This is a genomic window from Corynebacterium limaceinasi (genome assembly GCF_046717465.1).
GTDB lineage: Bacteria > Actinomycetota > Actinomycetes > Mycobacteriales > Mycobacteriaceae > Corynebacterium.
The window spans coordinates 2,276,007-2,298,428 of sequence record NZ_CP177100.1 but is presented as its reverse complement, the minus strand read 5'-3'; the positions used below and the strand labels follow the sequence as shown (position 1 = coordinate 2,298,428).

Genomic DNA, 22,422 nt, shown 5'->3' with positions numbered 1-22,422 from the left:
CTCTTGACGGCTCTCAGGCGATCGAATAAGTTTCTGGAAAAGTAAGCTATCAGGGTTGGAGAATAATGTCTTTATTTCTTAGGAAAGTAGCGATAATCACCGCGGGCTTCATTGCTACTTCTACAGCTACCACTGCGACTGCAACTGCTACCGAAACGCCCACTTTCAATCTATCAACCAACCAATTAAAAGTTGCCGAACTAGAACCGGGTCAAAGCGCAAGATTTGCCAAAGGTGAAGTTGCCGAAGTTCTCTTCGCAGGGTCCGAAGTTCGCAGTACCGAAGCTACCCTAACAACTATGGCTGCTGTTCCAGCACCAAATTGCATTGTAGCGCGAGCAGAAAAGGGATTCGTCCAAGTTTATAACAATTGTGGAGGAAGCGACCCACAACGAGTAAAAGTGGTGCTAGCCTTCGGGCTCGACACTCAATGCAAATCAATTCAACCAGGGACACGTACTAATATTGGCGTTGCCACAGGCCGAATCGATGGCGTTTTCCTTTGCTAACTGAGGGCTGCTGAACTATGAAAAGAGTTGTAAAAATCACGCTGGAATCTTATCCATTCTAGTCGCACTGAGTTGTTTAGCTCCCCTAGCATATGGGCTGGGTCCAGACGACCCACGGACTAAGAATAATAGAGGGATGTATACGGTGAAGTGCCAAGTCCATCAGAATACAACAGGTAACCCAGTTGTTGGTTTCGTCATCGGAAACCATAAAAATGATCCAGAAAAGGCTGAAAAAGAAGCAAATAACTTCGTTTCCAGATTCGGTGACAATCATGCTAAGAGACACTGTAAGACAATTGGCCAATACAGGCAAAACGGTGCTTATAGCACTAACTGGACTCCAAGATAATATAGAAATATATGCTAAATAAAAGTTTAAATCCAAGCGTCCACATTTGGTGCTATATAACGAAATTCGTCTGTCCATTCGAATCTCTGCCCAAAGCGAAAGAGAAATATCAGGAAGCAGTAGAACGTGTAAGACAGTCTCATAAGGTTCTTTTAGCATCCGAACAAGCTTACCTCTTAGGCCAGACCGAGCCGATATTTAGTCTCCTTATTGATGAAATTGTCGGATTTGGAGAAGAGTTGTCGGACTCAGAGAAAGAAAATTACTCCGTTTTCATTTTCACGACCATCGTTGAGGTACCAGAAAAAGAGGAAGATGATAAAAAAGACCCAGTAATGCAAATTGCTGCAAAGCTAGAGCTAGATGCCGAAGATGATTTTCCCTCAACTTTTCCTAGTCGTACTCGATTAATCTGGATGAGCGAAAGCGGAAAAGAATCGTCAAACTGCATTATTCAATAGAACCTGTCACCGGGTGGAGAAGTATCATTATAACTCTCTATCGTGCTTGACCCCTGTTTGGTGGGCACTTGGATGCGATCTACGAAGCTAAAGGACTGCTCGACACTGTGTGGGCAGCGGTTGGTGGCCGGAGGGGGCTAAAATCGCACCAGAGAGCTAGTAAATTGGGCGAAAGACAACGAAGCGTGAAGCACCACACCGTCTGGAGTCAGCACATCGGAGACTCCTGCCTTTAATCGTCGGCTGATTCCCGGTATGCATGAGGGCAGGAGAAAAGGTGACGCGAGCACTAGCACGCAGACAGTAAAGTTCAACACCTAAAACTCCGACTCAACAGTGGTGCAGGTCTTGAACGTTCACCACTAGGAGCGGTAACTATATTACCTGTGAAATACAGTTATCACTCAATATCTAAATCCTGGAATTTATTGGAAGAATTCCCCTTGCCAGTAACTTCTCCTTTTATGTCTTTTATGTCTTGCCGTACCCCTTTTATAAAGGACACCGCTTTTATCAGGAATAGTGTCAAGGCCACTAGTAATGCTACGGCAAATATAGAAAATATAATATCATATACCATCATAGTTGCATCAAGATAACGCTTGAGCGCGGCCTCCGGAAACCTCAAGGGTTAGAGATAGCGTCGTTGTCCATAAAACCTTCACTGCAGTTGCCTGGAAAGACATTCTAGCTGAGGCTGGAGATATATTTCGGTTCTGCCATTGTTGGGTTATTTCAAGGGAGGGCGAACTTGTAGTGTGGCCAATGGCTCTATGAATTATCGGGCTATGCATATTCCTAATCGTAGCGTTTACTTTCCCACTCTTTGCCGTTGAATAATCTGCATAGAATGAGTACGAGAAAGCGATGCCGTTGTACACAACTCGGCAGTTATCGTGTCGAACCCAGTTCAAATGATCGTAGCTTCGGCAATTGGAAATCCCGGTTCCTCTAGTAGCGTACCTACTAGGTCCCATTTCTACCGTACTAACGGAACCATCCTGGTATATATTCTTCTTCGTTACTCGACCGTACTCCTCAGTTTCTTCACTGCGTATAGGTTCCGATTCTGGATTATCTGCGTCAAATAATTCACCATTCTCAATTTTCCCAATTAGGCGATCTTGAATTGACTTGTCGGTGATTCCATTCTGAAGAAACACGTTCCTATACTCCCGCTCGATAGACCCATCGATAGGGTTATCCAAGCTTTCCACCTCTTGCTCTTCTGTAATTGCAGGGGGAGAGATAATTGAGGAAATTGCAAGCATGCTAGAGAGAATTAATGAACAACTTTTTTCATGAAATGTCCTTCGTATATTTAGAAAGTAAAATGTCTTTACATTTTACATTAAGTTCAATAGTTTTCATAGGATTGTTTCTAATTTGTTACATTTCTGCGGGCGTGACATGCGCGGAGGGTGTCTCTACTGAAAACCTAGGTGCTTAGGTAGTGAGTCATGCTTGCTTAGCAAGGTGAGCTGCACGTGCCTATTGCATAGACGGAGGCCAGGATGTGGATCATGCACGCGCCTGGTCTTTCATGTGCACATAACGATGCACGGTCCCGACAGAGCAGCCGACTCCTTTAGCGATCGCACGCATAGATAGCCCTTGGTTGTGGAGCACCCGGATTTTATCGCGTTTTTCGTGCGCACGTCCGATAAACGCCTTACGAAGTTCCGATGTCTAGCGGCGAATGGTGTGGGGAGGACGACCGATTTTTAGGGCAGCTTCACGTGCGGTGAGCCTTGGAGATCGTACGCCTAGCCTTCGGGGTGCATCTGGCTTGACCATTCGGTACCTCACTTGCTGTTTCGTTGCGTTGTTGGGACCGTTTTTCGCCTGATTTTCCGCGTGCTGCTCGGATGGCGGACAATTGTTCGGGATTGAATCGTGTCCATACCCAGTGGGCGATGCTGGGGGCGAGGCGGTGGATTTCTTTTTCGGGGAGGGGGTCGCGGTGTTCTTTTTCTAGGTTGAGGTTGGCGGCGATGGCGTGTGCGTGGACAACTTCAACCCAGACGTTGATGCCGTTTGTCCAATTGCGTTTGTTCGCCCTAAAGGCCCAGCGGCGAGTACGGTCGAAGATATCCACATTGCGTCCAAAACCGGAGCTTTCCCGTGGTCGAGGGTCGTTCTAGAGGGGGCAGTGCTCCCAGGCTATCAAGGGGCTTGCGCTAGTTAATGGAGGCTGTAGGTGAGGTCGTGTTCTCCCCATAAGGTGCCGTGGTCGTTCTGAGCGGCCTGAAGTGCCCCGGGTTTTGTTCCTAGGCATTTGCCTTGATTTCTATTATTGCCTGTGGCGGGTTCTGCTTCCAAAACTCGGTTTCGACCTCGACCGGGGTTCGGTATCCCAAGCTTTGGTGGAGCCTTGTCTCGTTCCACCATGACACCCACTCGAACGTCGCGATTTCTACCTCGACAACATCATCCCACCTGCGGGTATGAATCAACTCGTTCTTGTAGGAACCATTAACGTTTTCAGCCAGAGCATTGTCATAGGAATCACCAACAGTCCCGGTGGAAGCGATAATGCCGTGCTGGGCAAGTCGCTCGTTGTAGACCACGCTGACATACTGTGAGCCGTGATCCGAATGGTGAATGAGACCTGTTGTTTCCTCAGCACACACGATCGCCTGGTTAAGAGCTTGCAGTGGCAGTGCTTCGGTCCGCATCGAATCTGATAACGCCCACCCGACGATCCGTCGGGAGTAGACGTCGGTGACAAACGCGGCGTAGACAAAGCCTTTCTTCGTGCGCACATACGTAATGTCGGCCACCCACAGCTTGTTCGGGCCCTGAGCTTTGAACTCACGCTCAACCAAGTCCGGGCGCAGATCAGGCACGTTAGCTTTTCGGGTTGTGATTGGTGATCCGCCTGTGCCTTTGCCAGAAACACCGGCCAGGCGCATCAGTCGGGCGGTTTGTTCACGCCCGATATCGATTCCTTCACGGTGAAGCGCATGCCACATTTTCCGCACACCGTAAGCACCGTAATTATCCCGATGAACAGCACTAATGCGTTCAACTAGAACAGCATCGCGAAGTCGACGAGCACTTAACCCCTCGGGCTTTGGACTGGCGATACCCACGCGGGGTGATAAACCCACCAGCCCGGTTATTTTTCAACGTCTTACAAATGAACTCGACAGAGAAATAATTCCGGTATTCATCGATGAACCGGATCATAACCGAGGCTTGGGGCCTGGTCATGAGGCGAAAAAGCTGAGGCAGCCTTCAGCAGCTCATTAGTGTCGCGTAGCTGGTGATTTTCACGGCGCAGCCTCGCGTTTTCGGCGGCCAAATCTTCACACACAGGTTCTGGGATGTTTCCCGAACGGCGGGCTTGCTGGGTCCATTGACGAGCCGTGTGCCATGAAACCCCCAACTTTGGAGCTACTGCCTGGCACGCAGCCTGCTTCGACATGTTTTCTGCCACGATGCGATCTTCCACGAGACGGACCACACGATCCTTTGCATCCTGGTCAAATTTTCTTGGCATGTTCCAGATTTTCCCATCTACTCAAACGGAACAAAACCTGGGACACTTCACAGCACGCGTTTACAGGCACTGCAGTCGCAGAAACGCTCCAACACCTCATCGACACCTACGGGCCACCCGCATCCACACTCACCGACAACGGACTGGTCTTTACGGCACGACTCACAGGTCGAAAAGGAGGCCGCAACGCATTCGAGAAAACCCTCAACCACCACCGCATCCAACAGAAAAATGGTCGTCCAGGCCATCCCCAAACTCAAGGAGAAATCGAGCGCTTCCACCAAACACTCAAAAATCGATCAACGCCCGACCACCCGCTAAAGCCGTCGCTGAACTGCAGACACTCCTCAATGAATTCCGCGACTACTACAACACCACACGCCCCCACAAAGCCCTAGGCCGACGCACCCCACACCAGGCCTACACCACCGGCACCAAAGCCAACCCAGCCCACAACCCGACACAAGAATGGCGCACAAGAAACGACGTCGTCTGGGACAACGGCAAAACCACCGTGCGCTACGCCGGCAAACTCTTCCACCTAGGCATCGGCCGCAAATGGAAGAGAAAGAAAATCCTCATGGTCATCGCCGACAACCACGTCATCACATCACTAGCCGAAACCGGCGAAGTCATCACCGAACACTACATCGACACCAGCCGCAACTACCAAAAGCCCTACTGGAAACAAGGAGACCCACCCCTAGACCCCAAATAACAACAAAACCGGCATCCCAGAACAAAAAGAAACTGAGATGCCGGTTTGTCAACGATGTCGCGACTCACCCGTCAAGCATGTCGCGACTCATGACAGTGGAGCCGACGACGGGAATCGAACCCGCGCCAGCAGCTTGGGAAGCTGCAGTTCTACCATTAAACTACGTCGGCGCTGCGCTAAATGCGCTTTCCCTACTATACACCTTGGGTAGGCGATTGAGTAGAATCGGGTCCGTGCTTCTTTCAGATCGTGATATTCGTTCCGCCATTGATTCCGGAGAGCTGGGCATCGAGCCCTTTGATAGTGAGCTTATCCAGCCTTCTTCCGTTGACGTGCGCTTGGATAAGTACTTCCGCGTATTCAATAACTCCCGCTATACGCACATTGACCCCAAAGAGGAGATGCCGGAGCTTACCACCTTGGTGGAAGTAGAAGAGGATCAATCCTTTATTCTTCACCCCGGCGAGTTTGTTCTTGGTGCCACGTTGGAGAAATTCACCCTCCCGGCTGACCTTGCCGGGCGTTTGGAGGGTAAATCCTCGCTGGGACGGCTGGGCCTTTTAACCCACTCCACCGCGGGCTTTATCGATCCCGGCTTTTCCGGGCATATCACCCTGGAGCTTTCCAATACCGCGAACCTGCCCATTGCGCTATGGCCGGGGATGAAAGTGGGCCAGCTGGCCATCTTTAAGATGACCTCGCCGGCGGAAAGCCCCTATGGCACGGGTGCCTTGGGATCGAAATATCAAGGTCAGCGCGGCCCAACGCCATCAAAGTCTTACCTGAACTTCCGCAGGGATTAATCTGGTATTTACATAAAATCTCTAGGATGAGGTTTTATGCGGATGACTGTTATTGGCACCGGTTACCTGGGTGCTACCCACGCCGCCTGCATGGCGGAATTGGGGCATGAAGTATTAGGCGTCGATGTAGACGAGGATAAAATCTCCGTCTTGCAATCGGGCAAGGTTCCCTTTTTTGAGCCGGGGCTGCCGGAGGTGCTCGAGCGCAATATTGATGCTGGGCGCTTAGGGTTTAGCACGGATTATGACGAGGCCGCGCAGTTTGCCAACGTGCACTTTCTCGGCGTGGGAACCCCGCAGCGCCGCGGTTCTTATGCAGCGGATATGACCTACGTTAAGGCCGTTATCACGGACTTGGTGCCCAAGCTGCGCGGGGAGCACGTCATCTTTGGCAAATCCACCGTTCCGGTAGGTACGGCGGCGGAACTCCAAGAACTTGCGGACGGTTTAGCGCCCGAGGGAACTCGCATGGAAATCGCGTGGAATCCAGAATTTTTGCGCGAAGGTTATGCGGTGCACGACACCATTACCCCGGACCGCATTGTCATTGGCACCCGCGAATCAGAATCCCGCGCGGAAGAGCTTGCCCGCGAGATCTACGCGCAGCCGCTAGCGCAGGACACGCCCTTCATCGCGACCGATCTGCAGACCGCGGAGCTGGTAAAAGTATCCGCCAACGCTTTTTTGGCGACCAAGATTTCTTTCATCAATGCAGTTTCCGAGATTTGTGAGATCGCGGGGGCGGACGTGGTGGCGTTGGCGGATGCCATTGGCATAGACAAGCGCATTGGTCGCAAGTTTCTCGGCGCGGGCCTGGGCTTTGGCGGTGGATGCCTGCCCAAGGATATCCGCGCCTTTATGGCGCGCGCCGGTGAGCTCGGCGCTGATCAAGCGCTGACCTTCCTGCGCGAGGTGGATGCGATTAATATGCGCCGGCGCGACCGCATGGTGGATATGTCTAAAGAAGCCTTCAATGGCTCGCTATTGGGCCACCGCGTCACCGTGCTGGGCTGTGCCTTTAAGCCGAACTCGGATGATGTGCGGGATTCGCCGGCGCTCTCGGTGGCTGGATCCTTGTCCTTGGCGGGTGCGGCGGTCACCGTCTATGACCCAGAGGGCATGGAAAACGCCAAGAAGGTTTTTCCCACCTTGGACTATGCCGCCGACACGGAAACCGCCTTGCGGGAGGCGGAACTTGTCATCCTGGCTACCGAGTGGGAGCAGTTTAAGGAACTGGACCCGAACGAGGCCGGCGAGCTGGTAGATAATAAGCGCATTATCGATGGCCGCAATGTGCTGGACGTTGCGGCCTGGTCCAACGCCGGCTGGAAGATACAGGCGCTGGGGCGCACGCTTTAACGGCGGCGTGACGGGACCGTAAACGCGGCAATCAGCGTGGTAATTGGGACTGCGAGGGTCAGTGCCATGGCGCCGACGCCGGAGCGCAGGAGTTCGGTGGCGACGAGATCGCTGCTAAGTATTTGCCCCGCGGGGCGTTCAGCGGCGGTGATGAGCAGGAGCAGGGGTAATGCGGCGCCGGTATAGGTCAAAATGAGGGTATAGACCATCGAGGCAATGTGGTCGCGGCCGACCCTCATGGCGGATAAGAAAAGCTCTAGCGGTGTGGCAGCGGGGTCGGATTCATGCAGCTCGGTGATGGTGGAGGCTTGGGCGATGGCGACATCGGCAAGGCTGCCCAACGCACCCACGACGAAACCTCACAGCAGCACGCCCAGGATGGAGACATTGGGCATATATAGCAGCAGCTTGAGGTTATCTTCGGAGCTAAAGCCTTGCAGCTGCGAACTATCGATGGCCGCCCAAGCCAAAAACGCGGCGATGGCGAGCGCCGTCAGTGAACCGCCGACCGCAGAAGCGGATTTCCAATTCACGCCGTGGACAAGCGGCACGGCAAGGAGAATGATGGCGGTACAGGCGGCGAGGGCCACCCACAGGGGATTGGTGCCCGCAATGAGCGCTGGGATGAGGAAGCTGAAGACGATACCAAGGCTCAACCCCAAGCCGATGATCGCGCGCACCCCATGCCACGCCGCGAAAGCAATGATGACGATCGCGATGACCACTCCCCAGAGCAGGAGGCTATGGCTGCGCTGATAATCGGCAAAGGCATACGATACTGCCCCGGCAGGATCGGTGGCCTTGGATAGCACGATGTCATCGCCCGGCTGCAATTCTGGGTCGCCCGCGTTGCCGTAGGTGACCAATTGGGTCATCTTTCCCTCGTCCTCGCCGGAGGTGATCTTCACCAGCGCCCGGTCACAGTCCACTTCTTCCTTTTCCGGAATAAGCGGCGGGGTATCAAAGGCCAAGCCGGTCTGCTCCGATTGGCACGCCGAATGATCGGTCTTCTCCACGGTGCCTTCCACCTGCGGGTGGTTCAACGCGTAGGTGGACTCGAACTCCTCCGAGGTATGCTCAGAGGCAGCACTAGTGGGCCAGAGCAGGACGAGGCCGACCAGCATGGCGATAAGGGCCGCACCGATGGCGGTTACTAGCCCAATGCGCCACGGGTGACCGGATACCGAGTGCGCCAACTGACGTGGCTTTAGGCGTTGTAACCTCGACCGGCCCTGCGCGTGCCCGCTGGACTCCGATCGACCCTGCGCTTGCCGATGCCGCGAAGCGGCGCCCGTCGTCGAATTAGAAACCGAGGAATGTCGTCCCATACGATGTATTGTCAACGATTATTACTGCAATCACCAATCGTCTGCTGGGGTGCTATTGGCGGTAGCTTACTAAGAAATTGCCCAAGCGTTCGATGGCGTTTTCTAATTGGGAGGCCCAAGGCAGCGTGACCACGCGGAAGTGATCCGGGTGCGGCCAGTTGAAGCCGGTGCCTTGGACCATGAGGATCTTTTCCGCCTTGAGGATGTCCAACATGAGTTTGGAATCATCGTGAATCTCATAGACATTGGGATCCAGGCGCGGGAAGAGGTACAGCGCGCCCTTGGGCTTTACCGCGGAAACACCCGGAATCTCATTGATCTTGTCGTAGGCGATATCGCGCTGGCGCAGCAATCGTCCCCCAGCCCCGGTGAGCTCGTAGATGGATTGGCGCCCGCCCAGCGCCACCTGGATGGCGTGTTGGGCGGGGACATTCGGGCACAGGCGGGTACCTGCCAGCAATTCGAGGCCCTCGATAAGCCCGTGCGCATTATGCTTCGGGCCCGTAATAACCATCCAGCCTGCGCGGTAACCACAGACGCGGTAGGCCTTGGATAGGCCATTAAAGGTAAAGGTCAAAAGATCGGGGGCCAGCGAGGCGATGGAGATATGCTTCGCATCGTCATAAAGGATGCGGTCATAAATCTCATCGGCCAAAATCAGCAGGTTGTGCTCCCTGGCGATGTCCACGATCTGCTGCAGGACCTCGCGCGAATACACCGCACCCGTTGGGTTATTGGGGTTGATGACCACAATGGCCTTGGTCTTTTCGGTGACCTTGGACCTAATATCCTCGATGGACGGGTTCCACTCGTCTTCCTCATCGCACAGGTAGTGCACCGGGGTGCCACCGGCCAGCGAGGTTGCCGCCGTCCACAGTGGGTAATCGGGCGCCGGGATAAGGATCTCATCGCCATTATTGAGCAGCGCCTGGGTGGTCATGGTGATAAGTTCTGATACGCCATTGCCCAAGAAGACATCGTTGATATCAAAATGCGGGAAGTCCTCGAGCTCATAGCGCGTGACGATGGACCTCCGGGCCGAGGTAATGCCTTTAGAGGTGGAATAGCCCTGGGAGGTGGGCAAGGCGCTGATCATATCGCGCATGATGACATCGGGTGCATCGAAGCCAAAGACGGCGGGGTTGCCGGTATTGAGCTTGAGGATGGTGTGGCCGTCCAGCTCCATTCTCTCCGCTTCCGCTGAGACCTCACCGCGAATATCGTAAGCGATGCCCTTTAATTTTTCGGACTGGTCAAAGATGCGGGGTGTGGGAGAAGTCATGGCCATATTGTGCCATCTTTCACAGCGCTAAGAAGGATTGCAGCGCAACTCAGTGCTATTTTTTATTCCACTTGCTGATTTGCTTCTTCGCCATTTCCATAGCTTGACCAGTAATTTCACCGGCCTGCTGGCGGCGCTCGGCCCACATTTTCTTCTCTAATTCTTTTTGGTGCGCCCGCTCGTGTGCCGTCAGTGCACGGATTTCGCGCTGTTGTTGGCGCTCAATCTGCCGCACCGAGGGGGCATGCCACGATTGCGGGCCCACCTTGGCCACGTACAAGAGGATCCACACGATGGGAATGAGCGCTGCGGCTACGGCACCGCCCGCTAGCAACCAGGGGCTATTCATGGTGGCGCTGAGCATGACAAGAGTAGGCGATGCCGCGAGCAGAACCACCGAGCTGGTCAGCGCGGTAGCGATGCGGGGCTTTTTCGCGGCATTAAAGGCGCGCTCCACATCGCCCTGGGAGTAGATTTTTGCCTCTTGCGATCCGGTCGCAGGGATATCACTGAAAATTGGCGCCAAGTCCTTGTGGGTGACGGCCTGCATGACGCTATCGGAGCGCTCCTCAAACTCGGTCATAGATAAGCGGCCTTCGCCCACTGCGCGGGCTAGATCCGTCAGGGCATCGTTGCGCTCTGAATCAGATAGACGCAGTGTCCGGTCATAGGGGGAGGATCCGTAGCTATTAGTCACAGCCACCATAATAGACAACCTGATTCAAAAAGAATATGCCCTGCCACGGTGGCAGGGCATAGCTTCTAGTGCGGGGTACACAGGCTAGAGCTCTTGCGACTCATCTTCTTTGTCGTCCTCGTTAGAATCCGATTTTTTCTTTGGATCGGATTCATCAACCGTCTTGGAGTTCTTCCTTCCCACCAGGTTGGCCAAGAACGGGAAGATGGCAACGGTCAATGCGCCACCGGCGACGAAGATGGATGCGGTTTCTTGCTTCATCAATTCCGAATTAACGGCCAGCGACGTCACGGCTACGATGATCGGCAGGCCGGTCGCCGTGTACAGGCTGACCTGGAGGCGTTCGCGCACCGTTTCAATTTCGGAGCCGGTGTGGCCCACATTTTCGCGCAGGAATACCGGCAGGCCGCGGGTGACGAGAATAAGCGCCGGGATGCCCAGTACCTTCCCCGGGTTATTAGCGATGGTATCCCAGTTAATCGTCATGCCGGAGACCACGAAGAAGACCGGGATGAGCATGGAGTGAAAGACCACATCGAGGCGGTGTTCTAGCCGTCGATGGAATTCATCCGGAATGATGCGGTTCAAGATGATGCCGGCGGCGAAGGCGCCCAGCACGATGTCGAGCTCAAAGACCGCCGTGACGGCCATGAGGGTGGCAAGGATCAGGATGATAAGGCGCAGAATGGTCTGGTTGGTAGACCCCGCACCGGAGATAAACGCCGCTTTAACCCACGGAATCGTCGTGGCAATGGCCGCCGGCATGATGGCGACGGCCACGGAGATGCCGATGAACGCAAGCATAATTAGCAGCGTGGTCCACGTGGAGCGCGTGCTCAGCAGCAGCGCCATCGCGGTAATGGGGGCGACCTCACCAATAGCGCCGTGAATCATGACCGATTTGCCCACTTTGGTCTCGAGCACACGGTCCTGCTTCAACATGGGTTGCAGCGTTCCCAGTGCCGTGGACGTCAGCGCCAGCGCCACCACGATGGCACCTGGGACGTTATCGACCAAGAAGTACGCACCGATGCCGCAAGCCACGAGGCAGATAAGCCAGGTGGACAGCGCGGTTCCCGCCTCTTTGGTCTTGAGCGTAGAAATCTCGATTTCAAAACCGGCGAGCAAGAAGAGCGCACCAACGCCCAGCTCTTTCAGCATGCTGATGCCGGCATCCTCATGCGCGACATCCAAAAGCGATGGGCCGATGACCATGCCAAAGATGATCAAAAGGGCAACGGCCGGCAGCCGGTTGCCCAACATGAACGACACTATGGGTGCCAACAGCGCCGCTAACATGATCCAGGCAAAGGAAACGAGGCTAGTGGTGTTTTCCGTCGCACCCGCTGCGAGAACAACAGTATCCGCAGCCCATCCCACATCTAAATGCATGGATCACAGCGTACGCACTCATCCCTGCACATGCCTACTCGGTATTCGTGTCCTTCGGCGGCGTGGGTGGCTTCGGCGGTTCCGGTGGCTTGGGGGCCTTGGGAGGCTCTGCGCTTGCCGATGGCGCCGGTGGTGCAGGCGGAGTGGATGGCGCGGACGGCGCGGACGATGCCGGTGGAGCCGGCGGGGCTGGCGGCGCAGCTGCCTCGGGTTTTTTGTCAGCCTGCGGTGGCTTTGGCGCTGCCGGAGCCTGTGGTGCCTTGGCAGCTTGCGGATCCTTTGGCGGTTGTGGAGCTGCAGGTGGTTCCGGCGCAGCTGGTGCTTGCGATGCAGCGGGTGGCTGCGGGGCCCTAGGCGGTTGGGGTGCCGCGGGTGCTTTCGCATTTGGAGCAGCCGGCGGAGTCGGGGCACCTGGAGCTGCCGGGGCACTTGGTGCTGCCGGAGCCTTCGGCGCCGCCGGGACGCTAGGTGCCGAAGAAGAACCCGGAGCCGCAGGGGCCTTAGGAGCCTTTGGCGGCGTGGGAGCACCCGGTGGGGCTGGCGCGCTGGGCGCGGAGGGGGCACTCGGTGCAGAAGGTGGAGTAGGCGCCGACGGTGCATTAGTGGATTGCGGCGCGCTCGGTGAGCTGGGTGCGTTGGGTGCCGAAGGAGCCTTGGGGGCCGCCGGTGCCGAAGGCGCGGCTGGAGCTGCCGATGCCGAAGGAGCAGAAGGCGCGGAGGGTGTAGCAGGTGGAGTGGCAGCGGTGGGGGTATTGCTGGAGGAGGGGGCATCGGCAGGCGTGGGTGCCTTGGGGGATTCAGCGGTGGTGGTAGCTGAGGCCGCACGGTGGCGCACTGGGGTGGCCAAGAACGCCTTGGGGAGAGGCTCTGGAAGGGTGCCCTTGTCATCCAGGGAAATGGAATTGCGCAGCATGGTGGCCACGTCGTTGACCTGGGTGGTGGGGGTGGACTCGGCGGCCAAAGACTTCACGCCGCCGGTCATCATGACATTGCAGAATGGGCAGCCAGTGGCGATTTCCTCGGCGCCGGTCTCTAGTGCCTGCTCCGTGCGGAACTCATTGATGCGAGAACCCAACTTTTCTTCCATGAACATGCGCGCGCCGCCGGCGCCGCAGCAAAAGGCCTCATTGCGGGACTTGTCCATCTCGCGCAGTTCTACGCCGGTGGCCTCGAGAAGCTCGCGCGGGGGATCGAAGACCTTATTGTGCCGGCCCAAGAAGCACGGATCGTGATAGGTGATGGGCTTGCGGTTTTCTGGGGTGCGCGGAACCGGCTGCAGCAGCTTCTCGCGTACTAGTCGGTTGAGTAGCTGCGTGTGGTGGAAGACATCGAAATGCCCGTCGAAGTCCGGGTACTCATTGCGGATGGTATTAAAGCAGTGCGGGCAGGTCGTGATGATTTTCCGCTGGCCTTCCGGCACGCCCTCAAAAGCGTTGTTGAGGGTTTCCACGTTTTGTTGCGCCATCATTTGGAACAAGAACTCATTGCCGGCGCGGCGAGCGGGATCGCCGGTGCAGGTCTCGCCGGTAGAAAGCACACCGAATTTCACGCCGGCGGTGTGGAGAAGATCCACGACGGCGCGGGTGGTGCGGCGACCATTGTCATCATAGGCACCGGCGCAGCCGACCCAGAGGAGGTATTCCATATCGGAGAAATCCGCGGCGTCCTCGCCAATGATGGGTACCTCGATGCCATCGGCACGCGCCTCATCAATCCAAGCGCGGCGCTCGGAATTATTGCGGCCCCAGGGGTTGCCCTTGGTTTCCATGTTCTTAAATAGGCCGGTGAGCTCTGAGGGGAAATCGGATTCCGCCAAGACCTTGAAGCGGCGCAGGTCTGCAATATGGTCGATGTGCTCGATATCAGTGGGGCATTGATCCACGCAGGCCCCGCAGTTGGTGCAGGACCACAGGACGTCATCGTCGATGACACCAGCCATCGAGAGCACATCGAGGCCCTCGTGCGGGCTGTAATTATCTAGCGCACCTTGGCGCAAGTCCATCATGACCTTTTTGGGGCTGAGCGGCTTATCGGTATTCCAAGCCGGGCACAGCTCTTGGCAGCGGCCGCATTCAGTGCACGCGGTTGAATCCAGCAGCAACTTCCAGCTGCCAGGGGTGATGTCTTTTTCCAAGTCCGGGGTGGGCAGGGATTTAAGCGCCTTATCCCCAGAGGTATTGCGCTGGAAAAAGATATTGAAAAACGCCATGAAGCGGTGCCACATGACACCCCACTGGAAATTGCGGGCAATAAAGAAGATGAAGAGGAGCCCGGATAGCAGCTTGACCAAGGCGAAGAAGCTGACCAGTGCCGGGGACTCAGGCAGTGCCTTAGCTAAGTGAACGGTCAAGAAATCCGCGACTGCGGAACCGCCACCAAAGGCCGCGATCTTGGAAGCTTTGACCAAGAGCATGCTGAGGCCCTCGATGAATACAATGGCCTCTACCCACCGGGCCGCCGCCGTTTGGGAGTTGAAAAAGCGGCTGCCGCGCTCGGTATCGCCTAGTTTCAGGCGCACTCCGATGAGGAAGCAGATGCCCAGCAACGTGCCGATGCCGAGTATTTCTTCTACAAAGTGATACACCGGCCAGGTGCTTAAGCCAGGCCACCCTTTATCCGGGGCGAAGGTTTGGATATAGGCCTCAAACCACACCAGGATGCCGAATAAAAAGCCCACCATGACCGCCCAGTGAGCGGCATTGACCAATGGCTTTCCCTTGAAGTGGGTGTGGCCGAAGACCTCTACCAGCACGCGCCCGAGGCGTTTTAGAGGGCTATTGGTGCGCTCTAGTTGGGTTGGTCCGCCCGAGCGGATGAACTTAATGAGCGCGCCTATGCGGGCGAAAAAGTATAGCCACACCGGAATCGATGTGGCTATAGCAATCCAACCGGACACGGTTGTCATTCGTGCTCCTTCACTACTGATGCTCCACGTTGTTATCTACCTTAAAGCCTCAAGGCGTCATCGTGGGAGTCAGTATTCAGTAACTATGAGTGAAGGGATATTGGCCTTAGTAGTGGAAGCCGCCTTCAGCTTCCGCCTTCTCAAAGGCGCGGGTAGCGATAGGAACCATACGTGCCTTACGCGGGAGGACGGAGAAGACTCCACGGACGGCACGGGAGAAGATCTTGAGCTTGCGCTCATCCTTCTTGGTCCACTCCCAGCCAAGCTTGTTGCGCAGCTTGTCCGGAATCATGCCGATAGCAACCCACAACAGCAGACGAGATGCGTAAGGTGCAATGGGCTTCCACAGCCAGTTGGGCACCTTGGGATCTGGGGTGTCGAGGGTAAGGCCGTTGATGATGCGGGAGCGCTCGATGGTTTCGCTGATATCGAGGGTATCGATCATGTTGTCTACGTACTCTTCAAACTCAGCGTACGTCTTTGGCGCATCGTCGGGCTCTGCAACCTCGTAGAAGGTGTACCAGGTACGGGTCTCCTGGAAGAGCTGCTCGCGCTCCTCTGGGGTCAGAGGATCCATGAAGTTGCCGGCCAGCTGGTACGGCATTGCAGCGAAGGTGGCGTGTGCCCAGTAGTACACATCCGGGTTCAGCGGGTGGTAGCGGCTTCCATCTGGGTGGGTGCCCTTGATGTCCTTGTGGAAGTCACGAATCATGACGCCAACTTCAGGGCCTTCATAGATCGTGCGGATGATCGGGAAGGCGGAGCGAACCAAGCGTGCAACCTCGTTATCGAAAACGTTCGAGTGCTGCACCAAGGACCGGCTGACGTCACGCTGGGCAATCTGCAAAAGACCAGCAGACAGTGCGACGAATGCGGAGCGCCAGTCACCAAAGCGTTGCCACAGGATGGAATCTGGACCCAGCTCAGGCAGGTTATCGGTGTTGTTATCTGCAGGTTGGGCGTGCTTGTCGTTTACAGTGCTTTCAGGATTGCTCAGAGTAGTCATTATGCCTCCTTAAGGGCAGTAGCGGACTTTTGTTGATTCTGGCGTTCGGACGAGGCGGACTCAGGGGCGTAGTTGGATGCTCGCTTGAAATCGTGGGCCGGTGCATCGAACCCTGCGAGCACTTCGCGGATTCCGCGTACGGTACCGGGCTGAACCAACCACTTATCGTGCTTGACGGTTAGTTCTCCTGGTCCACGAATCTCTAGCTGGCGGACGTAACGGCGGCAGTGATCGGCGCGGGCTTCGATGACAGCCAGTGGGCGACGCTTGAGGTAAGAGTCGCGCGGGGTAGGGCCGTCAACAAAGAGGGCATTAGGCAGCCCAAATACCTCTACACCGTGGTGCAGGTACATGTCATCGACGCTGGCCTTTGACCGTCCCGGAACGGAAATCCACGGGGATTCCTCGCCGGTGGCGCGAATCAACACATCGAAAGCTTGGGTTTCCTGACCGGAATCACCGAGGTAGGAGATTTCCCATTTGCCTTCTGCGCGGTCGAATTCGGCACCAGTAACGGCGGTGGAACCGCGGAACTCGGCGCCACTGGCAGCAACAGCCTCTTCAAGGTGGCGTACTACAGAAGCTGGCGAGCCGTCAGTTTTCGTGAGGCGGAGGTACGGGGTGCGGAAGTGGTACTTCCGGGAGACCTCGGTGGCATCAGCGGAATTGAAGTGACCGCCGATGTGTGGTTCTTGTTCAAAAAGAACGGTGTCGAATCCAGAGAATGCGCATTCAGAAGCCGCGGCGCATCCGGCTACTCCGGCACCGACGACTGCGACGGTCGGTCGGCGATATGGCTTGAACATACTGTTCCTTTCGAGTTTCACAGGGCACTTACCGGCCGCTGTGTATTGGCAATTTATGTACTCAGAGAGAACACAATTTGTGGATATGTTGTGATAGTACACATATCCCCAACAATTGTGAAGTGGATTACTGGATTTAAAAGCTGGCTGGTTATGCTGCGCAGTGCTTAGGGGAGGAAGCGCAAGGCCTTTCCTAAGCGCAACGCGGAGCTCAGCAGGGTGCCGTAATACTTATTGGGAAGCCAACTTGGCCCGCGCATCGGCATGATCCTTTGCGAGGAAATATTCTTCGCTTCCGTATATTTGGTCAGCCCCTCGTGGCCATGGCGGCGGCCAACGCCGGACTCCTTGACGCCACCCAGCGGGGTGGAAATCGAGGCCCACGTGGAGGCGTAGCCATCATTGATGGTCACGCTGCCAGCATCGATTTTCTCGGCGATGCCCTGCGCGGTTTCGGGTTGGCCGAATACAGAGGAGTTCAGGCCGTAGGGCAATTTATTTGCCTGCTCGATGGCCTCTTCAACATCGCGCACGCGTTGCACGTACACCACGGGGCCAAAGACCTCTTGCTCTGCAAGCTCGGTGCCTTCACCCAAATCAGTGAGAACCGTGGGCTCAAAGTGGTAGGGGCCGATATCCGGGCGGGGCTTGCCGCCGGTAATAACGGTGGCACCCTTTTCTACCGCATCATCGACGAAGTGCTGCACCACATCCAATTGGTTTTGGCCGATGAGTGAACCCATCGTGTAGTCCCAGTTCAAACCGGAACCAAGTTTGATGGATTCGGTTGCCCGGCGGAATGCGGTAATGAATTGATCGAAGATGGCATCGGGCACGTAGATGCGTTCAATCGACACGCACAGCTGGCCTGAATTGGAAAAGCAGGCGGTAGCGATGGTGTCAATATGCTTGTCGATGTCCGCATCCGGCGCGATGATCATTGGGTTCTTGCCGCCCAGTTCTGCGGAGTATCCAACGAGGCGCTCGCCTACGGTGGTGCCCAAAATCTTGCCGGTCTTGGTGGAACCGGTAAACATCAGGTAATCGCAGCGTTCGGAGATGGCGGAGCCGACAACTCGGCCGGAGCCGGTGACGATCTGCAGCAGATCCTTCGGCAGTCCTGCTTCCTTCAAGAGGTAGAGGGAAATCAGGTTAGAAAATGGGGTGGATCCGTCGGGCTTGGCCACAACGCCATTGCCGGCAAGTAGTGCCGCAACGGCATCGGAAATGCCCAATGCTAATGGGTAGTTCCACGGGCTGATTTGCCCCACAACGCCCTTAGGAACTCGCTGCAAGTGAGTTTTGGTGATGAGCGGAAATGCGCCCGGCTGCTTCTGAGTGGCCAGTAGCTTTGGCGCATTATTTGAGTAATAACGCGCGTTATTTAGTACATCGAGTACCTCATCAAAAGCGGCCGTGCGGTCCTTGCCGGTTTCCAGTTGGATGAAATCCGCCAGCAGCTCGCGGTGTTTAGCCACGAGGTGGTGGAAGCGCTTCATTACCTTTACGCGCTGCTTAACGTCGGTGTCGGCCCAGGCCTTTTGGGCCTGACGCGAACGGCGGAAAGCCTCATCTACGTCTTCTTCGGAACCTACTCCAACCCATCCTAATTTTTCTTCGAATAGGGGGGAATGGACCGCTTGGTGCTCGCCTTTATCCAGCGAACCAGTGGAGTAGTTAGTGGTGAGATGTTGTAGCTCAGTCAGTAAATGCTGTGGCAAGGGCCGTTCTTGTAGACGGCGTGGTAAAGACATGTAATGCACGCTCCAGAAAGATCAATGAAAAGGTTCGTGAGCTAAAAAGCTCACGAACAATTGGGAAGCCGGTGTGTTTTAGAACGGGCAGCCGGCAGCACGGCGTGCGGCTACTGCATCATCGGAATCCGGCTTGTCGGTAGATTCCGCGGTGGCAGCAGAGTCCTTAGCCTGGGCGGCGTTGTAGCCTTGGATCTTCTTCGGCTCCTTGTACTTGCCCTCAATCATGCCGTTCTTGATCATCAAGGAACGACCAGGCTCCATGTAGCGCTTGTCCTCTGGGAGGTGGTCCATGATGAAGCGAACGGACTTGGCGATGCGGTCGAAGCGCTTTTGGTCGCGCTTGGTCCACTTCAGATCCAAGATGTCGCGGTACTTCTGCGGCAGGGTAGCCACAGTCAACCAGATGGCGCTGCGCATAATGGGCTTCCAGATAACCTTCCATACGGCCTCTGGAACGCCTTCCGGAGCCTTGACCGGCTCTACGCGTGCGGTGCGCAGTGCGAAGTCAACGGTCTGGTTGCGCTCGAGCACGGTGTCTGCCATGTCATCCATGTACTTGATCAAGTCATCGTAGTTATCAATGACCGGACGCTCAGACATGCCGTACTTGTCCCACCAAGTCACGCCCTCGCGAACGATCTGGTCGCGCTCTTCCTTGGTGAACGGAGTACCGAAGAGATCTTGGGCGTAGATAACGCGGTAGACGAAGGTAGCGTGTGCCCAGTAGTAGGTCTCTGGGTTCAGGGAGTGGTAACGCTCGCCATTTTGCAGCGTGCCCTTAATGGTGACGTGGTAGTCGCGGATACGCTCACCGATGTCCCCATCATCGTAGATGGACTGAATAATCTGCGGCGTAGAGCGCTGCAGACGGGCGAAAGGTTCGTCGAAGAACTTCGAGTGGTCCAAAAGGGACTGACCAATCGCAGGGTGCATATTCTGCAAAATGCCGGTGTAACCGCGCAGCAGCTGCAGGCGGTTATCCGAGCCCCACTTCCACAACAGGGAATCCGGGCCCAAAGGAGCGCGGCGCAGTTCGCGCTTTTCTTCCTTCTTGTCCTGAGCGTTTACTTCTTCTGCTCCGGACTGAGAGGAATCAATGTGGGTATTTTCTTCGTTTGCCTGTGCATTTTCGGGTTTCAGTGAGTTGGACAATTCGACCCTCCTTAGTCGATAAAATCTGATGGTTGTGTAGCGTAACACACACCGGTGCGCACCTATTACATGGCGCACAAATTTGGGGGTGCAACGATGTGCGCTGCGGGTTTAGTGGGGGATCGGAAGTTGACAACGGCAGGGGGTGCGATAATCTTCATTAAACATATGACCTGGGCTACACTGTTGCGGGCGTATTTAATTGCACCCCTATTTGTGTGACGTGTCTCAGGTAGTGTTAACGTGTGTTCAAGCTCATTTAATCAGTGGATTGCGTAGGTCCAATACTCATCGTCGGCTTGTGTACCTCTGGCCGCGGTAAAGAGTGGGCTGAAAATTCACCGTAGACGGGGGATGCCGCTAAAACAGGCTGCTACCCCGCCTTTTCAATTCCACAGAAAGGTTCCTTCATGGGCAGGATTAGTATTCCAAAGTTTGCAACCGCACTGGCTGCCGGGCTTGCGGCTTTTGGTGTAACAGGTTTTGCGGTAGCCCAAGGTGGCTTGACCGCTAATATCGCACTTTCAGGAACCTTCTTTAAGGTGAACATGAGCCACCTAGAGGGCGAAGGATTGTCGATCTTCGTTGATAGGGACAAGATGGGAGAGGAAACCATCCCGGCCGCGCGCTTGAAGTTTGAGCACGCCGTGGCTTCCAACTTGTGCCTGTCTGCCAATCTTCCTGATGTCCCAGGGATTGGCGAGACCACCTTCGCCCTCCGTGCGAATGGTGATGACAGTGTGGAGGTAGAAAACCTCTTGGTTGGTGCTACCGACATTAAGGGTCAGCTCGATCTGACGAACGCCAACGTGGGTGTCGACGCCAGCCAGGTCAATGACAAGGCAGATCCAGGTTCGTGGGGATTGTACGCGCAGAAGGTGACCCTGAGCGCGGATGATATTCGTACGACCTCGGTGGGAGCAGAAAGGCTCGCTGCCTCTGGTGTGAATGTGACGGTGAAGAGGGGAAGCAACAACAATGGCTGCTAAGTCTTCTGATGATGAGACTTTGCGCATGCCTGCGGTGACCGAAACCGATACCGATAACGGCGAAGCTGCACGCAGCGCCCAAGATTCCTCCCAGGAGTCGGCCGGAAATACCGCTGGTGAGGCCGCCGTTGGCACCGATCACGCTAGTGCTGCGGAGACGAAGGCCGAGGACACCGCTGATGCTGGTGCTGAAGCCACGGCCACGGCGGAAAGCGATGGAGAGAACACATCGCAGTCGGTAGCGGATGCGGTCAAAGGTGCTAATGAACCGCAGGATTCCGCAGCGAATAACAAGAATGACAAAGCCGTAACCAGAGTGGCCCCTAAAGAGAGCTGGTGGAAGCGGTTTAAACACTGGCGCAAGCGTCGTCCGTTCGCGGGTGGCTTGTTGCTTATCTTGTCCGGCATCGCCATCGCTGCGCCGGCCTATATTACTGTGCGCATTTCAGATCTTTTGGTCATGATTTCCACGGTGTCTGGCGTTTCGACGCTCCTTATTGGTGCGGCACTTATCATGTTCGGCCTAGGATCTTGGTTTAGGCAGGAGACATCGTCTTACCTGGGTGTTTTAGCCATCTTGGTAGCGATCGTCGCGCTTCCCACCACCAACCTGGGTGGCTTCGTTATAGGCAGCCTTTTGGGCATTATCGGTGGTGCGCTCGCATTTGCTTGGCAGCCACAGGATCGCCAGAAGTCTCCTAAGAAGCGCAAGAAGAAGAAAAAGTCCCAGGCCAAAGAACTGGCGGTTTCAGCATGAAGCTATTCAGGCTGAGCTCGCTACCGCGTCGTCGCTCCGCTCGTGTGGTAAAAGGTAGTGCGCTCGCAGTGCTCTGCGCTTTTACAGCGGTGTGTGCGGTGAACCAACCTGAGGAAACCCGTGCGCAGGAAGGCTTGGCCTTAGCGCAATCTGAACTCAGCACGGTGACTGCTGATAATGTCACCCTGACTGGAAACGTAAGCGCCTCGCTCATCACTGTGCCTACCGCACAAGGTGAACAACGAGCACTGAAACTCGTAGGTGATAAGTTGGCGGCGCGTAACCTCGCGTTGACCCTGCCCGCTGCTATGGGGCAAGGCAAGCTAACCACTGGTGATGTAGAAACCACCGTCACGGACGGGCCGGTCACCGTCCTGACCACTGGACTGCAGACAACGCCTGCAGTGGTGGATCACCCCACCATTCCGGTAAACGTCGATCTATCCAACGGCGATCTCAACGCGGTGCTTGATCAATTGGGCGTTCCTGACCCGCACGTGGTGCCCGATGCTCCTATCCCGAACGTTTTGATGGAGCACATTTCGCTGCAAGATGTCACCATGGAGCTGGTCAACCTGCAGGGCGCTAATTTGCACGCCCCGCAGGTCCAGCTCAACGTGCAGTAACCACGCAGCGGCTCCTTC

General features: G+C 55.7%; 19 protein-coding genes, 1 tRNA gene and 3 pseudogenes. 8 read left to right on the top strand and 15 right to left on the bottom strand.

From position 1 onward, the window contains the following. The first annotated feature begins 65 nt into the window (after positions 1-65). A complete protein-coding gene (locus ACLI1Q_RS11105; RefSeq protein ID WP_239269270.1) occupies positions 66-509 on the top strand; it encodes a hypothetical protein in 444 nt (147 codons plus the stop codon). A gap of 363 nt (positions 510-872) precedes the next feature. Next, on the top strand, positions 873-1,322 hold the full coding sequence (locus ACLI1Q_RS11100; RefSeq protein ID WP_023024210.1) for a hypothetical protein: 450 nt from the start codon (positions 873-875) through the stop codon (positions 1,320-1,322). 590 nt (positions 1,323-1,912) lie between these two features. Here ACLI1Q_RS11100 and ACLI1Q_RS11095 read toward each other — a convergent pair. The 5 genes and pseudogenes from ACLI1Q_RS11095 to ACLI1Q_RS11075 all read right to left on the bottom strand — a co-directional run bounded on the left by ACLI1Q_RS11095 (position 1,913) and on the right by ACLI1Q_RS11075 (position 4,852). Continuing rightward, positions 1,913-2,593, bottom strand: coding sequence for a hypothetical protein (locus ACLI1Q_RS11095; RefSeq protein WP_411696998.1), 681 nt, complete (start codon positions 2,591-2,593; stop codon positions 1,913-1,915). A 250-nt stretch (positions 2,594-2,843) separates the two neighbouring features. Then, positions 2,844-2,957 carry a helix-turn-helix domain-containing protein gene (locus ACLI1Q_RS11090; RefSeq protein ID WP_349819740.1) on the bottom strand — a complete coding sequence of 38 codons (114 nt, stop codon included), beginning with the start codon at positions 2,955-2,957 and terminating at the stop codon, positions 2,844-2,846. Positions 2,958-3,057: 100 nt separating this feature from the next. Further along, entirely contained in the window at positions 3,058-3,420 is a 363-nt protein-coding gene (locus tag ACLI1Q_RS11085; protein ID WP_411696997.1) for a hypothetical protein, read from the bottom strand. A gap of 172 nt (positions 3,421-3,592) precedes the next feature. Next, the gene (locus ACLI1Q_RS11080) at positions 3,593-4,417 is read right to left on the bottom strand and encodes an IS3 family transposase (RefSeq protein ID WP_411696996.1); all 825 of its coding nucleotides are present in this window, start codon (positions 4,415-4,417) and stop codon (positions 3,593-3,595) included. Positions 4,418-4,494: 77 nt separating this feature from the next. After that, positions 4,495-4,852, bottom strand: a pseudogene (locus ACLI1Q_RS11075) (transposase). Between the two features lie 19 nt (positions 4,853-4,871). Here ACLI1Q_RS11075 and ACLI1Q_RS11070 point away from each other — a divergent pair. Then, a pseudogene (locus ACLI1Q_RS11070) lies at positions 4,872-5,545 on the top strand (integrase core domain-containing protein); the annotation flags it as partial. Between the two features lie 96 nt (positions 5,546-5,641). Here ACLI1Q_RS11070 and ACLI1Q_RS11065 read toward each other — a convergent pair. Beyond that, a tRNA-Gly gene (locus ACLI1Q_RS11065) sits at positions 5,642-5,715 on the bottom strand. Between the two features lie 63 nt (positions 5,716-5,778). On the opposite strand from ACLI1Q_RS11065, the gene dcd reads away from it, so the two are divergent. Together dcd and ACLI1Q_RS11055 are read left to right on the top strand one after the other, a co-directional pair. Next, a complete protein-coding gene (gene dcd, locus ACLI1Q_RS11060) occupies positions 5,779-6,348 on the top strand; it encodes a dCTP deaminase (RefSeq protein ID WP_023018083.1) in 570 nt (189 codons plus the stop codon). Between the two features lie 42 nt (positions 6,349-6,390). Then, a complete protein-coding gene (locus ACLI1Q_RS11055) occupies positions 6,391-7,707 on the top strand; it encodes a UDP-glucose dehydrogenase family protein (protein WP_239269268.1) in 1,317 nt (438 codons plus the stop codon). Here ACLI1Q_RS11055 and ACLI1Q_RS11050 read toward each other — a convergent pair. The 9 genes and pseudogenes from ACLI1Q_RS11050 to ACLI1Q_RS11010 all read right to left on the bottom strand — a co-directional run bounded on the left by ACLI1Q_RS11050 (position 7,704) and on the right by ACLI1Q_RS11010 (position 20,032). Continuing rightward, positions 7,704-8,831: pseudogene (locus ACLI1Q_RS11050) on the bottom strand (YibE/F family protein). The gene ACLI1Q_RS11055 and the pseudogene ACLI1Q_RS11050 overlap by 4 nt on opposite strands. Before the next feature lie 256 nt (positions 8,832-9,087). Further along, entirely contained in the window at positions 9,088-10,317 is a 1,230-nt protein-coding gene (locus ACLI1Q_RS11045) for a pyridoxal phosphate-dependent aminotransferase (RefSeq protein WP_239275407.1), read from the bottom strand. Positions 10,318-10,372: 55 nt separating this feature from the next. Continuing rightward, positions 10,373-11,023, bottom strand: coding sequence for a DUF1707 domain-containing protein (locus ACLI1Q_RS11040; RefSeq protein WP_239275409.1), 651 nt, complete (start codon positions 11,021-11,023; stop codon positions 10,373-10,375). Between the two features lie 75 nt (positions 11,024-11,098). Then, positions 11,099-12,406, bottom strand: a complete 1,308-nt coding sequence (locus ACLI1Q_RS11035; protein WP_239269265.1) for a cation:proton antiporter — start codon at positions 12,404-12,406, stop codon at positions 11,099-11,101. Positions 12,407-12,440: 34 nt separating this feature from the next. Beyond that, positions 12,441-15,311, bottom strand: a complete 2,871-nt coding sequence (locus tag ACLI1Q_RS11030) for a (Fe-S)-binding protein (RefSeq protein WP_411696995.1) — start codon at positions 15,309-15,311, stop codon at positions 12,441-12,443. Positions 15,312-15,417: 106 nt separating this feature from the next. Then, a complete protein-coding gene (locus ACLI1Q_RS11025; RefSeq protein ID WP_239269263.1) occupies positions 15,418-16,317 on the bottom strand; it encodes an oxygenase MpaB family protein in 900 nt (299 codons plus the stop codon). After that, complete coding sequence (locus tag ACLI1Q_RS11020) at positions 16,317-17,123, bottom strand: NAD(P)-binding protein (RefSeq protein ID WP_239269262.1); 807 nt, start codon at positions 17,121-17,123, stop codon at positions 16,317-16,319. Before ACLI1Q_RS11020 ends, ACLI1Q_RS11025 begins: the two co-directional genes overlap by 1 nt. Before the next feature lie 167 nt (positions 17,124-17,290). Continuing rightward, the gene (locus tag ACLI1Q_RS11015) at positions 17,291-18,877 is read right to left on the bottom strand and encodes a succinic semialdehyde dehydrogenase (protein ID WP_239269261.1); all 1,587 of its coding nucleotides are present in this window, start codon (positions 18,875-18,877) and stop codon (positions 17,291-17,293) included. Between the two features lie 78 nt (positions 18,878-18,955). Beyond that, positions 18,956-20,032, bottom strand: coding sequence for an oxygenase MpaB family protein (locus ACLI1Q_RS11010; RefSeq protein ID WP_239269260.1), 1,077 nt, complete (start codon positions 20,030-20,032; stop codon positions 18,956-18,958). A 410-nt stretch (positions 20,033-20,442) separates the two neighbouring features. On the opposite strand from ACLI1Q_RS11010, the gene ACLI1Q_RS11005 reads away from it, so the two are divergent. The 3 genes from ACLI1Q_RS11005 to ACLI1Q_RS10995 all read left to right on the top strand — a co-directional run bounded on the left by ACLI1Q_RS11005 (position 20,443) and on the right by ACLI1Q_RS10995 (position 22,404). Next, the gene (locus tag ACLI1Q_RS11005; protein ID WP_200288567.1) at positions 20,443-21,021 is read left to right on the top strand and encodes a DUF6230 family protein; all 579 of its coding nucleotides are present in this window, start codon (positions 20,443-20,445) and stop codon (positions 21,019-21,021) included. After that, positions 21,011-21,778, top strand: a complete 768-nt coding sequence (locus ACLI1Q_RS11000; protein WP_239269258.1) for a DUF6114 domain-containing protein — start codon at positions 21,011-21,013, stop codon at positions 21,776-21,778. Before ACLI1Q_RS11005 ends, ACLI1Q_RS11000 begins: the two co-directional genes overlap by 11 nt. A 98-nt stretch (positions 21,779-21,876) precedes the next feature. Then, positions 21,877-22,404, top strand: a complete 528-nt coding sequence (locus ACLI1Q_RS10995; RefSeq protein WP_239269257.1) for a hypothetical protein — start codon at positions 21,877-21,879, stop codon at positions 22,402-22,404. Positions 22,405-22,422 lie beyond the last annotated feature (18 nt).

Excerpts from the sequence above, each read along its gene's own strand:
- ACLI1Q_RS11105 (WP_239269270.1), top strand. The coding sequence starts at position 66 with ATGTCTTTATTTCTTAGGAAAGTAGCGATAATCACCGCGGGCTTCATT.
- ACLI1Q_RS11100 (WP_023024210.1), top strand. The coding sequence starts at position 873 with ATGCTAAATAAAAGTTTAAATCCAAGCGTCCACATTTGGTGCTATATA.
- ACLI1Q_RS11095 (WP_411696998.1), bottom strand. The coding sequence starts at position 2,593 with ATGCTTGCAATTTCCTCAATTATCTCTCCCCCTGCAATTACAGAAGAG.
- ACLI1Q_RS11055 (WP_239269268.1), top strand. The coding sequence starts at position 6,391 with ATGACTGTTATTGGCACCGGTTACCTGGGTGCTACCCACGCCGCCTGC.
- ACLI1Q_RS11045 (WP_239275407.1), bottom strand. The coding sequence starts at position 10,317 with ATGACTTCTCCCACACCCCGCATCTTTGACCAGTCCGAAAAATTAAAG.
- ACLI1Q_RS11040 (WP_239275409.1), bottom strand. The coding sequence starts at position 11,023 with ATGGTGGCTGTGACTAATAGCTACGGATCCTCCCCCTATGACCGGACA.
- ACLI1Q_RS11035 (WP_239269265.1), bottom strand. The coding sequence starts at position 12,406 with ATGCATTTAGATGTGGGATGGGCTGCGGATACTGTTGTTCTCGCAGCG.
- ACLI1Q_RS11030 (WP_411696995.1), bottom strand. The coding sequence starts at position 15,311 with ATGACAACCGTGTCCGGTTGGATTGCTATAGCCACATCGATTCCGGTG.
- ACLI1Q_RS11025 (WP_239269263.1), bottom strand. The coding sequence starts at position 16,317 with ATGACTACTCTGAGCAATCCTGAAAGCACTGTAAACGACAAGCACGCC.
- ACLI1Q_RS11020 (WP_239269262.1), bottom strand. The coding sequence starts at position 17,123 with ATGTTCAAGCCATATCGCCGACCGACCGTCGCAGTCGTCGGTGCCGGA.
- ACLI1Q_RS11015 (WP_239269261.1), bottom strand. The coding sequence starts at position 18,877 with ATGTCTTTACCACGCCGTCTACAAGAACGGCCCTTGCCACAGCATTTA.
- ACLI1Q_RS11005 (WP_200288567.1), top strand. The coding sequence starts at position 20,443 with ATGGGCAGGATTAGTATTCCAAAGTTTGCAACCGCACTGGCTGCCGGG.
- ACLI1Q_RS11000 (WP_239269258.1), top strand. The coding sequence starts at position 21,011 with ATGGCTGCTAAGTCTTCTGATGATGAGACTTTGCGCATGCCTGCGGTG.